Source organism: uncultured Chitinophaga sp. (genome assembly GCF_902168175.1).
Taxonomy (GTDB): Bacteria; Bacteroidota; Bacteroidia; order Chitinophagales; family Chitinophagaceae; genus Chitinophaga.
In genome coordinates this window covers 1-14678 of sequence record NZ_CABHOU010000043.1, presented here as the reverse complement: position 1 = coordinate 14678, position 14678 = coordinate 1, and the positions used below count along the sequence as shown (strand labels likewise).

15 protein-coding genes and 1 tRNA gene are annotated in these 14678 nt (G+C 46.3%); 10 read left to right on the top strand and 6 right to left on the bottom strand.

Annotated elements, in window-relative coordinates; all coding sequences use genetic code 11:
* Nucleotides 1-194 (bottom strand): hypothetical protein (locus QZT80_RS09465; RefSeq protein ID WP_295121038.1); only part of this gene is annotated, 194 nt, incomplete at its 3' end.
* A gap of 522 nt (nt 195-716) precedes the next feature.
* Between QZT80_RS09465 and QZT80_RS09460 the strand changes: the two genes are divergently transcribed.
* From QZT80_RS09460 to QZT80_RS09445, 5 genes are all read left to right on the top strand, one after another.
* Nucleotides 717-1817 (top strand): DUF1573 domain-containing protein, encoded by a 1101-nt coding sequence (locus QZT80_RS09460; RefSeq protein ID WP_295121035.1) that lies wholly within the window; start codon nt 717-719, stop codon nt 1815-1817.
* Between the two features lie 44 nt (nt 1818-1861).
* Nucleotides 1862-2128 carry a chitin binding peritrophin-A domain-containing protein gene (locus tag QZT80_RS26700; RefSeq protein WP_367112860.1) on the top strand — a complete coding sequence of 89 codons (267 nt, stop codon included), beginning with the start codon at nt 1862-1864 and terminating at the stop codon, nt 2126-2128.
* Nucleotides 2129-2186: 58 nt separating this feature from the next.
* Nucleotides 2187-2603 (top strand): hypothetical protein, encoded by a 417-nt coding sequence (locus QZT80_RS09455; RefSeq protein WP_295121032.1) that lies wholly within the window; start codon nt 2187-2189, stop codon nt 2601-2603.
* Between the two features lie 90 nt (nt 2604-2693).
* Nucleotides 2694-4739 carry an outer membrane beta-barrel protein gene (locus QZT80_RS09450; RefSeq protein WP_295121029.1) on the top strand — a complete coding sequence of 682 codons (2046 nt, stop codon included), beginning with the start codon at nt 2694-2696 and terminating at the stop codon, nt 4737-4739.
* Between the two features lie 179 nt (nt 4740-4918).
* Nucleotides 4919-5440 (top strand): exonuclease, encoded by a 522-nt coding sequence (locus QZT80_RS09445; RefSeq protein WP_295121027.1) that lies wholly within the window; start codon nt 4919-4921, stop codon nt 5438-5440.
* Nucleotides 5441-5479: 39 nt separating this feature from the next.
* Here QZT80_RS09445 and QZT80_RS09440 read toward each other — a convergent pair whose 3' ends face one another.
* Nucleotides 5480-6301 carry an alpha/beta hydrolase gene (locus QZT80_RS09440; RefSeq protein WP_295121025.1) on the bottom strand — a complete coding sequence of 274 codons (822 nt, stop codon included), beginning with the start codon at nt 6299-6301 and terminating at the stop codon, nt 5480-5482.
* Nucleotides 6302-6437: 136 nt separating this feature from the next.
* Between QZT80_RS09440 and QZT80_RS09435 the strand changes: the two genes are divergently transcribed.
* The gene (locus QZT80_RS09435) at nt 6438-6788 is read left to right on the top strand and encodes a hypothetical protein (RefSeq protein WP_295121022.1); all 351 of its coding nucleotides are present in this window, start codon (nt 6438-6440) and stop codon (nt 6786-6788) included.
* Nucleotides 6789-6829: 41 nt separating this feature from the next.
* On the opposite strand, the gene QZT80_RS09430 is transcribed toward QZT80_RS09435, so the two are convergent.
* On the bottom strand, nt 6830-7414 hold the full coding sequence (locus QZT80_RS09430) for a hypothetical protein (protein WP_295121020.1): 585 nt from the start codon (nt 7412-7414) through the stop codon (nt 6830-6832).
* Between the two features lie 578 nt (nt 7415-7992).
* On the opposite strand from QZT80_RS09430, the gene QZT80_RS09425 reads away from it, so the two are divergent.
* Both QZT80_RS09425 and QZT80_RS09420 read left to right on the top strand, forming a co-directional pair.
* Entirely contained in the window at nt 7993-8736 is a 744-nt protein-coding gene (locus QZT80_RS09425; RefSeq protein ID WP_295121017.1) for an AraC family transcriptional regulator, read from the top strand.
* Between the two features lie 2 nt (nt 8737-8738).
* The gene (locus tag QZT80_RS09420; RefSeq protein ID WP_295121015.1) at nt 8739-9479 is read left to right on the top strand and encodes a VOC family protein; all 741 of its coding nucleotides are present in this window, start codon (nt 8739-8741) and stop codon (nt 9477-9479) included.
* Between the two features lie 58 nt (nt 9480-9537).
* Here the strand turns inward: QZT80_RS09420 and QZT80_RS09415 are convergent, their stop codons facing one another.
* The 3 genes from QZT80_RS09415 to QZT80_RS09405 form a co-directional block, all read right to left on the bottom strand.
* Entirely contained in the window at nt 9538-10002 is a 465-nt protein-coding gene (locus QZT80_RS09415; protein ID WP_295121012.1) for a hypothetical protein, read from the bottom strand.
* Nucleotides 10003-10023: 21 nt separating this feature from the next.
* Nucleotides 10024-10740 carry a dTMP kinase gene (gene tmk / locus QZT80_RS09410; RefSeq protein WP_295121009.1) on the bottom strand — a complete coding sequence of 239 codons (717 nt, stop codon included), beginning with the start codon at nt 10738-10740 and terminating at the stop codon, nt 10024-10026.
* A gap of 212 nt (nt 10741-10952) precedes the next feature.
* A tRNA-Asn gene (locus tag QZT80_RS09405) sits at nt 10953-11026 on the bottom strand.
* Nucleotides 11027-11182: 156 nt separating this feature from the next.
* Here QZT80_RS09405 and QZT80_RS09400 point away from each other — a divergent pair.
* Together QZT80_RS09400 and QZT80_RS09395 are read left to right on the top strand one after the other, a co-directional pair.
* Nucleotides 11183-12781: a DUF6377 domain-containing protein gene (locus tag QZT80_RS09400; RefSeq protein ID WP_295121006.1), complete on the top strand. Its 1599-nt coding sequence runs from the start codon at nt 11183-11185 to the stop codon at nt 12779-12781.
* Nucleotides 12782-13185: 404 nt separating this feature from the next.
* Nucleotides 13186-14678, top strand: a 1493-nt coding sequence (locus tag QZT80_RS09395) for a carboxypeptidase-like regulatory domain-containing protein (protein WP_295121003.1), incomplete at its 3' end; no start/stop codon positions are given.

The following is a 14678-nucleotide window of genomic DNA, read 5'->3' as shown; positions in this document are numbered from 1 at the left end:
TACCGGTTACGCAGCTTCCGGATCTCCTCCCGCTCGCCCCAGGTGATAGCACTGGCGGCAAATAATGTGAGCGGAACAACGGAAATCTGTACCGCAGGCGACTGCCAGAAAGTCTTACGCGGCGTAGTATCCGTTACCTGGGCTTTCACAAAAAACGGAAGCAATAGCCAGAGCAAAATTTGGTTACGGGGCATGGGAGCAATTTTCAAATTAACGGACTAAGTCCCGGAATTGTTCGTCTGTTAGGAACAATTCCAGAGCTTAAGAATGGACAAAAGCGTTGGTTTCCCTTCAAAATGGATTCGTGTTTCAGCAACACATATAACAATATGTCATACATACAGTATGCTGAAGCAAGGTGTAACATCAACAAATACAGGCTTTTCCTCCCGCTTGCACTTCATGTAAAAACAACACAAATGTACTATTGACAGTTTTTAGTGAAAAAAACGTCGATATAAATGACCGGAGGATGCTTCATGATGATGAAGCTCGAAAATGAAGTTATCATCATCTCCCGAAAAGGAAAATATCCAACCAAAAAATGGCCACTGCGGTGAGAAGGATGTTGGTAAAAAAGTAGTTTTCCAGATCAATCGATACACCTGACAATTTTGCGGACTAAAACAACCGGGGCTGTTTTTCAAATTGATAAACCTGCTATATTCGACCCGTGATCTAAAATTAGTTACCCAGAATCTAAACCCTGTCCAAGAATGAAATTTATTCCACTAGCATTGTTGCTGGCCTGTTTCTGCATGCCCAATTGGTACTGCAGTAACCCGGCCCCGGAAATGGTAATTTTGTCGAACACCCGTTTATCGGCAGCATTTGAAAAGGCGAAGCAATTGAACAAAGGCCTGCTCCTGATTTCAAGTAAATCGGGCTGCAGTATGTGCGAGGTATTTGAGGCCGAGTTAATCAAAGACCCATCGTATGCCGAAACCATCGCCAGGCACTTCATCGTTCTCCGCACAGACGAAAACGTGACCGGCGAGCAGTGGCTCTCCCGCATTATCAACAAAGGCAGCTTCCCTGTATCGCTATTTTTCGATGCCAGCGGTAAACTGCGGCACCTGGAATTAGGCGCGCTCCGCAAAAAGCCGGTAATCATGCTCGTCGGGCAAATCACCACTACGCCATCCATCACTGCCGATCCCCATTTTCAGATAGAAGATGGAAAAATGATGCGGGCCGATTCGCTGTTAGCTTACTACGAAAATGTGTGTAAGGCCCAGGCCTCGTGGGATGATTACGAAGTGTCAAAAGACAGCAGCCTCCTTAAACCGATGGAAGGCGCGTTGCGGCAATCGCTTCAATTTTACAACACCTTTTACAACAACTACCTGTTGGCTAAATGCGAGAACGCGATGAAAGACAGCATCAACGGTAAAAAGTATGCACTGGCCGCTCTGGCGATAGAAGAACCGACAGCCCTCATCTTCAACGCCCCCTTACGCACCGAAATGAAAATGGCCATGAATAACGGTTACAATGTGTACGACGATGCCTACATGGGCGTGGAACAACTTGACCGCAACATTGGCAAAGTCAAATTTAAATCCACCAGCACCGTTGCGTTTAAAATCAAGAATCTTGGAAAAGCACCGCTGGTGATAGATGAAACCTTTGCGGACTGCGATTGCACGGTAGCGAATATAACCGGGAAAGAAATTAAGCCCGGCGATACAGGCATCCTGAATGTACAATTTAAAGCCACCAATATTGGCGAGTTCGCCCACCTGGTACAGCTCCGTTCCAATGCCAGTAACTCTCCCATGCAGTTTACCATTAAAGGCATGGTGCTCGGCGACTAAATCCAACCGTCTTTTTTTTAAACCCAAAATAAAAACCCAAGACCATGAAGAAAATTTCATTGGCACTTATGCTCCTTTTTGCCGGAGCAACAGCATCTGTGTCCCTGGCACAGACGCACGAAGACCCAAATGCCCCTTGCAGCCCCGATGGCACAATGGGAGCGAGTTCCATTTGGTGTGCGCAATTTTTCAGATGCGACGAGGGCAAGTGGGTAAGGTTCCACTGCCCAGAAGGCCTGCATTACAATGAGTACACCGAGGCTTGCGACTGGCCCGAGAATGTAACCCATGGATGTGGTTGCACACTGTAATCTAAACCTGTTAAAGGGGCTATGGCAACATAGCCTCTTTAATCTTTAAACCGACAAGATGATACGCCTGTTATTAATTGCCCTTTTCCTTACACCCGTTGTAGCCAAATCACAGGAAAAGGTTTTTGTTCCCGCCGCCGGCGGTAATGCTTCGGCTGCCACCATTTTCAAACGTATATGCTTCAGGGAAGTGGGTACCAATGCCCCTTTAACCGGCGTACATTTTACCGCCGTGCGCAACCAAACACCATTTACTTCCGGTAAATCCGACTCCTGTGGTTGTAGTGTGGTGCGATTTACGATGAGTAATTATTATGCGAAGGTCCTCATCAACCTAAATGATAATACCTATATGAAACCAGACTGGCCCGAGCGGAGGAACACTAAAAAGTATGAGCCCATCAACACAAAAATTGCATTTAAGAACCGGCAGGCTACCGATACCACATTTATATTCCTGAAAACGATTCAATAATAAATGAAGGCAGCCGGCCTGTTGATAATTGTTCCCTTAGTCCTGCTTTTCTCCGGGCTAAGGGCAAACCCGTGCGATACCCTGCCCGGCATGAAACCCCGTACGCTGGATTCTGTAACCGTTATTCACAAACGAAAAGCAGTGATACAGAACGCAAGAGGCGCTGTGCTGGACATTTCCAAGATCGATGACGTGAAATTCCTCGATCTGGCGCAGGTATTAAAAGAAATACCAGGCATTGATGTGGATGAAGAAAACCGGAGCATATTATATATGGGCAAAGCGGTAACCGTTACCAAAGATGGTATAAACGTGGCGGGCTTCGGTGATATGATCAGGAATGCGCTCAGCAACCCGGCCTTAAACTTTTCAAAAGTTACCCTGAATATTTACGACCTTAAAACAGAAGGGCCCAGTCTGAGTTTTATCGAAGCAAAACACGATGAAGGACTTTTCGGTAATGCCAGTGTAACCGGCGGTACCAATATGAGTTTGGCCAATCTATCATTATCGGTCAGTAAACGGAGACACCTGTTTAACCTCGCGCCCTCCTTTATGAAGATGTATGGACCAAAGAGTGAAGTGCGGCAGGTGACAAAGAGGGGCGTGAAGGACATCAATACGCTTAAGCAGTCGGGCGTGCGCAGCGGCAGTTATTCATTAAACCTGGGCGAATCGTTTGAAATTGCACAGGGCAAGGTGCTTAATACTTCGCTGAGTATACGGCGAAGCGAAAGCAGTTTTGAAATGACGGCCGACCGGGAGCAGTGGCGGAACGATACGTTGTTTAACCATATGCAGCTTGGCAATATGAATACAAGTCCTTTCGGGCCGCATAACCAGACCATTACCTGGAACAGTTCTTATACCTGGAGGTCAGTTACCCGCAACGGGTACCCTAAACGATTCGATTTTTCGCTGGAGCTGAATAAAAACAGATCGTTGAACGAGCAGAGCGCACGGCCTACAGTACTAAAAGGCGCTTACCTGCCTGGCAGTAATTTTACGAACCGCCGCAACGATAAAGAGCAGGGCGTTTTTGCGATGGTAGCCTACGAACTGCAGCATAAAACGGCAGGCAACTTCGAAGCCGTTATCAAATACTTTAACCGCGATTTGCGTAATGCGCAGGCCTACAGCTTTCGCCAATCGCTGCATGGGCCCGACAGTATAATTATGCAGGCTTACGATATCAATTATCAGTACGCCGCATTGCTTTCGTCGTGGGACAGGCAATTCCGGAACTTTTCGTTGCGAGCGGTGGTGAAAGCGGATTACAGTATGGACAGGGCTTCAGACAAAGCCGCGCGGGAACGGTTTTCGTTTTTTACCATCGCTCCGTACATTTCCGTGTTCAGGGAAACGAAGAACGGATCGTTGAGGGGAGAATTGCAGTACAACCGGCTGCGGCCGCAATTGTATATGCTGACCAATATTACCCGGTATGGCGAAGAATACGGAGTGAGCAATGTAGTGTCTATGGGCAATCCGGGTTTGCGGCCGTCGGAAAAGTGGAATGCGAATGTGATTTACCGGACGGAGGTAAGCGCCATCACCGTTAACCTCACCGGCAGTTATGCGATTACGAAAGATGATATCCAGCCTTACTATTATTTATCCAACGGTTTAATGGCCAGCACGTATAAAAACCTGGCCTCCTCCCAAAACATTGATCTTGGTTTTAGTGCAGCGCGTTACTTGTTCCCTCGGTTTCAGGCAAACATTAGTTCCGGCGTGAAGCTGGGTACATTTAAAATAGCGGATACCGCCCGCACACAAAACCGCGCTTTCTGGCGGGAGAACCTTACGCTATCTTATACGCTCTCTCCGAAGTTGCGGGTTACGGGCGGGGTGTCGTACGATGGCGGTTATTCGTTCCAATTGAACATACCACCGAGGGTGCAGAGTCATTTTTCCTTCACCTGCGTGCATGAAAAACTGACCGGGACAGTAGGCATTCACAACTATCATCGCCCGGTAATGGCAATAGAAAAAACGGTGGAGGCCGATGGTTATGTGATGTTTTCTGAAAGTCGCTCGCGGATATTCAGGGCTACCTTAATGGTGGCTTACAGGTTTGGAAAGATGGGAAAAAAGGAACAAAAAGGGAAAGAAATAGGTAAAGATGATATGTAAGAGTGTTTGTGTAGAGCAAACACATATAACATTATGTCATATTCATCTACCTAATTACCAAATTGAAAACACAGCATGGCAGTGAGTTTTACGATACAGACAATTTGTGTAACGAAAACGCATATATCAAATTGACATATTTTGTTATACTTTTGCTGCAGATTAATTGATTTAACCCCATGGCTTACATTATGGTTGATGTGGAGAGCGACGGCCCAATACCGGGCGACTACTCCATGGTGTCTTTCGGGGCAGTGCTTGTTAACGACAACCTCGACACCACCTTCTTCAGAAAACTTAAACCCATCTCTGAAAAGTTTGTTCCCGCCGCCTTAGCAGTTTCCGGTTACACCCGTGAAGAAACGATGCAATTTGATGACCCGGAACAGGCGATGCGCGACTTTGCCGTTTGGGTAAACGAGGTCTCAAAAAAAGACCGGCCCATTTTTATCAGTGATAATAATGGTTTCGACTGGATGTTTATTTGCTGGTACTTTCATCATTTCACCGGGAGCAATCCCTTTGGCTTCAGCTCTCAAAACCTTGGGAGTTTATATAAAGGAGTGGTGAAGGATACGTTTAAGAATTTCAAACATCTGCGTAAAACGGCACATACCCATCACCCGGTGGATGATGCGAAGGGGAATGCGGAGGCTTTGCTGGCGATAAAGCGGGAGTTTGAGTTGAAGATAAAACTCTAAAGAAAAAGCCCGGCAGATTGCCAGGCTCTTTCCTATTATTTATGATTTGATAAAAGCTAACAGATCGGCATTGATAGTCGCCGCTTCGGTAGTAGGCATACCATGCGGGAAACCCGGGTAGGTAATCAGCTTGCCATTCTTCAACAGCTTGGCAGCTTTTACGCCCGTAAGCTGGTAAGGTACGATCTGATCATCTTCGCCATGCAGCACTAATACAGGCACGTCCACGCTTTTCAGATCCTCGGTAAAGTCGGTTTCAGAGAAAGCTTTGATACAGTCATAGTGAGCTTTTATTCCACCCATCATACCCTGGCGCCACCAGTTGTTTTTAATACCCTGTGCAGCTTTTGCTCCCGGGCGATTGTAACCGTAAAACGCATCGGTGAAATCGTGGAAGTACTGAGGGCGGTTGTAAGCAGTACCCTCGCGGATGCCGTCAAATACCTCCAAAGGTACACCATCGGGATTGCTGGCCGATTTTGCCATAGTAGGCGTAACCGCGCTTATCAATACCGCTTTCGCTACCCGGCCGGCACCGTACTTCGCTACATAACGAATTACTTCACCACCACCGGTTGAGTGACCAATATGGATCGCATCTTTCAGGTCGAGGGCCTTTACTAATTCAGCCACGTCTGCCGCGTAAGTTTCCATTTCGTTACCTGTATCCGTTTGGGTAGAACGGCCATGACCGCGGCGGTCGTGTGCAATTACCCTGTAGCCCTGCTCCAGGAAAAACATCATCTGTGTATCCCAATCATCACTTGATAAAGGCCAGCCGTGATGGAAAACGATCGGCTGTCCGGTACCCCAGTCTTTGTAATAAATCTCTGTTCCGTCTTTAACTTTAATTGAACTCATATTTGCAGTTTTTAGATGGTTATTGTAAGAATTTAAAGGTAGCTCTTAAATGAATCGCCATTACAAGAGATTGATTGCTATATCCTTGTATTAATTATACATTTCTACACTTTCGTTATCTTTAGTAAAAACCGTTATGACTCCAACAGCTATCGCCCGCCTCTTTTCCGCCGGCAAATTTGAAGAAGCCGCCCCCTATCTCGCCGATTCCGTGGAATGGTTTATATATGAAGAAGACAAACACTTTTCGGGCCAAACCCAGGTAATGGCTTTCGCCCGGGAGATTGCCAGCTACTTCGCCTCTATAACTACAGATTTCCGGGAATATGGTTTAATGGAGCAGGATGGGAAGGTAGCTGTGTATGGTTACGGTAAGTTTATCCGCGACGGGGAGGTGGTGAATGAGGTGAATAGTTGTGATGTGTATGAGTTTGATGGGGGCATGGTGGTGCGGGTACATTCTTATTGTAATTCGAAGAAAAAGTAGGCCAGGGTATGGAGATACCCCGGGCGTGTGTTAACCGTGCTTTAATTTTGTTCTTGCTCAGCGGGGATGGAACGGCCGCCGCGGTCGATGATTTTGCGCATGTTGTGGTAGACGTTCGTGAATTCAATATCCTTTATAAGACTGTCTATAAGATCGTCTACAAGTTCGAGCTGGTCGCGCATTTGCGTGAGCAACTCCGGAAGCGTATCAGTGGCAGACTTCCTTGTACCACCAGCAACGTTGCGCTGGCTAATTAGCCTGGTGGCCTCGGCGCGTATACTTTCGAGATTAAGGATGTTTGCTTCAGTTACCCCAAAATCACCAAAATCTGCGAGTTTGGTCCGCGCGTGACCAATTATGATCTGCGAAACCTGCAGCAACGACTGTGTGGCCATCAATTCAAAAGCAGAATCAGTACACCGTACACTTTGCAGGCGTACTTCATCCTTATTCAATTTCCCGGATGCCCGCAGCTGGGCGGCTAACAAACGGGTGCCGTCCTGTAGTTTTTCTAACTCATTGTCTTTGGAACGGGTATACCCCGGCGTGCTGTTCTCTTCCTGCTTCTGCGATTGGCTGGTGATATCCTTGATAATATCTCTTAATTCCGTAACCGCCTTCACCATAGGCGGATGGGAATTCCACATATAGGCGAACCTGACGGACGATTGCCGGTGTTTTCGGAAATTGTATTTTAACCAAAAAGCTTAACGACAACGATAACTTTTTCTTCTTTGCAGAAAACGAAGGAATGCCCGCGCTCGTGGAAGATGAGGAAACGTATATCTCATATTTGAATGCCGACGTAAGACATATCAAAGTCAAAGATCAGCTGGTCCCTGTGGTTCACGATCTTCAACATTATCGCGCGAAAGGCATTATGTTAGAATATCCCGGCAAGATAGCCAACTATGAATTTCTGCGGGGGCTAATTCCAGAGTACGCTGATTTATTCTGGGTGACACTAGAAGAGATCGCCAAAAATCCCAGTTGATCTGCCAGTGCTCATGACATTAAGGGAATGGCATCACCCTGACCTCGGAAACGGAGAAGCCCCAAGCGAAAACGAAACTTTCCAGCACCTGGCTGCGGTTATTTCAACAGGAGATACTTCGTTATACAGGCCTACCCAAAAGGCAAATACGCATTGGAGCAATTGGCCCGAAGGGGGAGCATTATAACTTCTTTCGTACATTTAACCTATATGTCCACCATCATCCTCCAGCCTCCAGCCCTCCTTAACCCCTACGTCAGCCACTTCTGGGCTGCCCCCTGGCAGTACTCTTCATCCACCACCTACTACGCCACCGCCAACACCAACACAGAACTGGCTTTCGGATTCCAGGATACAACGCTCTCCTTCTCCACGGTACTCGGCCACACCAAAAGTCACCGGCAATTCCCGATGAACGCGAGTCTTGATCTCTTTGGCGTGTCACTATATTCCCATGCTGTACCGTATATATTCGACATCTCTGTATCGGAATTACGTGAGCAGGTGGCCGACATGGCCGGAATCAATGCCACATGCAACATCCTCAACGAACGCATGGCCACCACCATCACCACGAATGAGCGCTACCGCCTGCTAAGCAATTGGCTACTTAAACGGATATTGATAATAAAACGACCGGATGAGCAGGTGTTAAATGTTATCCGGCACATCAGGCGGGCCAAAGGAATTACACAGATCCGTCAACTCGCGGCAACAGCCCACCTCTCGCAAAAACAGTTCGAACGTCGCTTTGCAGGATATACGGGATTTAATCCGAAGCTGTATGCCCGGATCATTCGTTTTGAACAGGCTTTATGGGACAGGAAACGCTACGACTCTCTTACTTCGCTCGCCCATGCATACGGTTATTACGACCAGGCGCATTTCATTCACGATTTTAAAAGCTTCAGCGGGTATAACCCACAGTCCTTTTTCTCCCTGGCAGGTTATTAAAAATGTCTGTTTTTTACAATCAGCCAGCTTCCCGGTTGGATAATTTTGTAAAAAAAGAAATGATAATACCGATTCTTCCATGTCCGGATATAAAGGCGCAGGTGAAATTTTATGAGCAGTTAGGTTTTGAGGTATTGGGGGTCTATACATCGCCGAATCCTTATGCTGCCTTGAAATTCGAGCAGATGGAACTTCACTTTTATGGCACCAAACAGATACCGCCGGATCATAATTCTTCGATGTGTTTTATCAGGGTGAAAGATGTGGATGCCGTTTGCCAGGCATTTTCTACTGCCATGAAACAGTCTTTGGGCAGGGTGCCTCGAAGTGGTGTTCCAAAGATATCTAAAGTTCGTGACCTGGCAGACGACCGGCGGTTCACGCTTACAGATCCGGGCGGAAACACGTTCTATATAGGTAGTCCTGATCAACAACGTTTTTTCAGAACTATTCAGCAACAGGAAGTATCGAAGCAATTTACCGCACTATATGATGTCGCATACTCCAAAGAGGATGATGCCATGGCATTTAAAATGCTATTGAAGTACGAATCGCTCAAAAATCAGCTGACAGGGCTCGACAAAGCGAAATTCCTGCTGCTTGAATTGGATGTGTACAGAAAAACAGGGCAAGAATATCATCCAACAGAATTAGTTGCCCTGCTTCAGGGAAATAATCAAGATTTGGGTGATTGGCGGCGGATAGCTGAACGTTTCGAGGAGATTATAGAGGAGGATGAATAAGCGGTAGGGCGAGAGTTCTTTGATTAAATCCATGCCCCAGTATGGACACAGGTACGTTTTATGTGTTAATGTAGAGAGCTATACTAATCCCGGTTAGTTTATTGAATACCTCATCCGAAAACGGAGCTATTTTTAATTGCTTAACCAATTTAAGATACTCCACCTCATTCAACAGATCATTTTTTCCAAACTTGTAGTATGCGTGTAGTGTATGCTCTGCTTCCCCAAAAACATAATTATATGCATCACGCACTAATTTCAGTCGGGCTCCCGATTCTAATTGCTTTAACACGTCGTCGATACTATCCGCAAGTTTGATGGAAGCCAGGTGTTGTCTAACTTTCACCTTTAGAGATAGGTTCGCAATTTCCATCAACTCCTTAGGATCCTGGGATTTCTGATACTTAACAGCATGGAGTATAATATTGTCGATGATGGCCGGCATACGTAATATCTGCCAAACACCATGATCAGCTTCCAGTTCCGCGAAGAAATGTGCTTTAATTGAGGCTAACGATTTCATTAAAATAAATACGGCCGGAATTTATGGACGCACATTGAATGTAGCAATTCTTTCGCTAATCACACTTACAATATCACTATGAATATCTGCAGGGAATCTCATCTTCCCTTCTGCATTGGCACATGAAATTTTGCTGATGTTATTTTCTTCCATCATTAGCAAAGCTTCGTACTCTTTCTTCACCGCTACTTGCAATTCTGTGCTCTTTTCATGAATGTCGTCCTGGCCCTGAAGGTAAGCGCGATCTTTACTAATCAATCGCTGGGCCAATGCTTGCTGTACGAAATCGAAGGGGACGTCTAAGTAAATTGTAAAATCGGGTTGGGGAATTTTATTGTAGTCATATTCGAATTCTAATATCCACTTTCTTAGATAGGCTTTATCTGACTCGCTATCTAACTTGGCACATTGAAAGGCCACGTTTGAAAGTACGTACCTGTCAACTAACACCACGTACCCATCATTCATCCATTCGTTGATGGTACTGGCAAATTCTTTCCTGTCTTCTGCAAATAATAATGCAACCAATTGGGGATGCACTTGTTCCAACTTACCAAATTCGCCTCTGAGAAACTTTGAGATAAGTTCACCAAATACTCCTTGGCTAGCTCTTGGGAAATGAACAAACTTTATCCGTTCATTATTTCGCTCCAGGTGCTTAATCAGTAGTTCGATCTGGGTAGACTTCCCGGATCCGTCCAATCCCTCAATCGCTATAAACTTGCAGTTATTACCCATTAGATGCTTCTTTCTAGCCTAAAATAACTAATAATGGCTTCTTTCGCAAATACTTGCCTGGATGAAATGATTGACATCCACGATAGCATACTAATGCTGCCGACATGAATTTAAACGTCCATATTAGGTAAAAATAGATTATCCGAAGTACGGATTAAATCTACTAGAAATGAAAAAGGCCTGCATTTCTGCAAGCCTTTTGCTTCTTTCCGCTCCCCCTGTTGGACTTGAACCAACGACCCTCTGATTAACAGTCAGATGCTCTAACCAACTGAGCTAAGGAGGAATGTGTGTGTCCCGTTTGAATTGGGATTGCAAAAATAGGAAAAATTTAATTTCTGCAAAATCTATTTCTGCTTTTTTTAAAAAATCTCTTTTACCGCCTGAACTAAATTCATTGTAAATTGAGGCAGCGCCCACGTTTCGGCGCTTATGGTCAACTATGAAAAAAACGTTTCTTTGCCTTGTTTGCTCCTTTGTTACTGCCCTTGCATGCGCGCAATCGGGTACGGATTCGCTGCTCCGGCAACTCAATTCTACACTCGACCAATCTTCTGCCTTCGACCAGCTAAAAAATAAAGAACTGAGCGCGCTCAAGTCGGCTTTTGTTTCGGCCAAACTGCCGGAAGCAAAATTTAACGCATGCCTCCGCTTATTCGATGCCTATAAATCTTTCAGCTTCGATTCGGCTTTTGCCTCGGCACTGGAACTGCAGAAAATCGCGGACCAGTTACAGGATACTAACCGCATCCAGCTGGCGAAAATAAAAATGGGATTTATCCTGATCTCCTCGGGCATGTTCCACGAAACGGGGGTGTTAATGGGCGGATTTAAAGCGGAGGGGCTGCCGGACTCGCTGAAGGCGGAGTATTATGTACTCATGCGCCGTTACTATTACGACCTGGCGGATTATGTGAACGATGCCTATTATTCCCCTGGTTACGTTGCCCTGGCGGGCAGGTACACGGATTCGGCCATTACTTTTTTCCGGGCGGACGAGTACCCTTATATGAGTAACCTGGGCTACAAGTATTTCAAGGAGGGGAACATGGACTCGTCGCTTTACCACCTGAACCGGGCGCTCAATACCCTGGACCTGAGCTTCCACGAAGAGGCGATGACTTACGCGAACCTGGGCAACATATATATTAACAAAGGGGAATACGAAAGGGCGATCCACTTCCTGGCGCGATCGGCTATTGCGGACACGAAGGCCTCGGTGAAGGAAACGACGGCTACTTTTAACCTGGCTTCTATATTATTCCGCACGGGGGACGTGAGAAACGCCTCACGTTATATTGAAAAGTCGATCTCGGACGCCACTTTCTATGGGGCAAGGCAACGTAAAGTACAGGTGAGTGAGATTTTGCCGATCATCGAAGGGGAGAAGATCAATACGGTGGAGGGGCAGAAACGGCGGTTATCTATTTACGCTGCTATGGCCACACTGCTCCTGCTGGCACTCATCATCCTTACCTATGTTATTTTTAAACAGGTAAAGAAGCTGAAAGCAGCACAAAAGGCACTGTCGGCGGCGCACCTGAAGCAACAGGAGATTAACGAACAGTTACTGGAGGCCAATAAAATCAAGGAGGAGTACATCGGGTACTGCTTCCGCATTAACTCGGAGTATATTGGTAAAATAGAGAAACTGAAGAAGGGGCTCGACCAGAAAATGCTGGACAATAAGCTGACGGAAGCGAAGTTTCTGATCAATAATATCAATATTAAACAGGAACGGGAGGAGCTGTTCCGGAACTTCGACCGCATCTTCCTGAAAATATTCCCGCACTTCGTGCAGGAGTTCAATTCCTTTTTTAAGGAGGAAGACCGCATCTATTTAAAGGATAACGAACTGCTCAATACCGACCTGCGCATCTTCGCCCTCATCAGGATCGGGATTAGCGAGAATGAGAAAATAGCCCAGATACTCGAATACTCAGTAAACACCATCTACGCGTACAAAACCAAAATCAGGAACAAATCGATCATCCCGAACGACGAATTCGAGGAGAAAGTGATGGAGATCAAGGCGCTTTAAAAGGCTAAAACGGTCTCAACACGTCTATATTAAACAAATTCAAATGTTTATTTAACCATTTGATCATCAAGCTTTTAGGTGGATGACACACCGGTTATCGGCCCTTATTTCCTATATTCGACCTGTAAAACTTTTCTAGTTCTATTTAACCCACGTACTTTGATATCATGCAGTAAGGCAGTGATAGAGAACAACCAATTTCACGACCCTCTTTTAACCACGTTAATAAACCAAAAAGCTAGTCGATATGAAACCCAAATTTCTGAACAATCAAGAAACGTAATGCTATTTCCCGTCAAAACGATGATGTAGAAGATCTGCGAAAAAACGATACAGAATAAGATCCCCTGCGCTCACTTTGCCGGTGTTATAACACATCCTTTTCAATTATAAACCTCTACGTTATGATCACAACTCGAATCATGCGGGCGTTATTGCTATGCCCTCTGTTTCTGGCCCTTCCGTGTTTGCTGATGGCGCAAACCAGGACTATCACGGGTACAGTAAACGATGAAAAAGGCACTGCCGTACCCGGCGCCTCTATCCAGGTAAAGGGCACTTCCACCGGTACTACTTCCGATGCTACGGGCGCCTTTAAACTGAATGTACAACCGGCGGCTACTACTTTACTGATTTCTTTCCTGGGTTATGCCGCACAGGAGGTAGACATCACTTCCTCAACAAATGTAACGGTGACGCTTTTACAAGACAACACCACACTAACGGATGTAGTAGTGGTGGGATACGGCACCACGCGCAAAAAGGACCTTACGGGTGCGGTAACATCACTTAAGACTAAAGATTTTAACCGGGGCATCGTTTCGGCGCCTGACCAGCTAATACAAGGTAAGGTTTCGGGGTTGATGATCGTGAACAACAGTGGCGCGCCTGGCGGCGCGGCTACGGTGCGCATACGCGGTAACGCCTCCGTACGGTCGGGCAACCAGCCACTGTACGTGGTAGATGGTGTTCCGCTGGACGGCCGGACTGCCCGCCCTAACATCGACGCTAACGGTCTTGGACAAACGCCGGATGCCAACCCGCTCAACTTTATCAACTCTTTCGATATCGCATCTATAGAGGTACTCAAAGATGCTTCGGCCACAGCGATCTATGGCTCGCGTGGCTCCAACGGGGTTATTATCATCACTACTAAAAAAGGAAGTCCGGGCGTCATGAAGCTGGACGCTGGTTATTCTGTTGGTATTAGTAATATGATGAAAAAACTGGACGTACTGGACCCCGGGCAATACCGGCAGGCACTGAAAGATTACGACCTCAATGCAGGCGATTTCGGTGGCAACACCGATGCTTTTGATGCCATCACCCGTAACGCTGTTACCCAAAACTTTAATGTTGGCATTAGCGGCGGTAATGAAAATGGCCGGTACAGGGCTTCTTTCGGTTTGCTGGACCAGGAGGGCATTGTTCTTAAATCGGGATTAAAGAAATATACCGCTAATATTAACGGACAGTACAACTTCCTGGAAAGCAAAAACCTCGGCCTGGACTTCAACATCTCTGCGGCACATACTTCGGAAAAGCTCGCGCCGATCACTAACAATGCGGGTTTTACGGGCAGTCTTATTGGCCAGGCTTTACAATGGAATCCCACTCAACCACTTTATAAAACGGATGGCTCGCTTGACATTCTTGGTAATGGCGATCCTATTAATCCACTGGCCATGTCGCAGGCGTTTAATGATAATGCGAACATCAATTACCTGCTGGCCAGTATTTCACCTTACTTTAAACTCGCACCAGGACTGGAGTACCGCTTCCTGTACAGCATTAACAGGCAAATCGGTATCCGTCGCGCGGAAATCAAATCTTACATCAACATTAATGGTGTAAACGGGTTCGGACAGGCGTATTACGGTAATACGGAACTGACCTC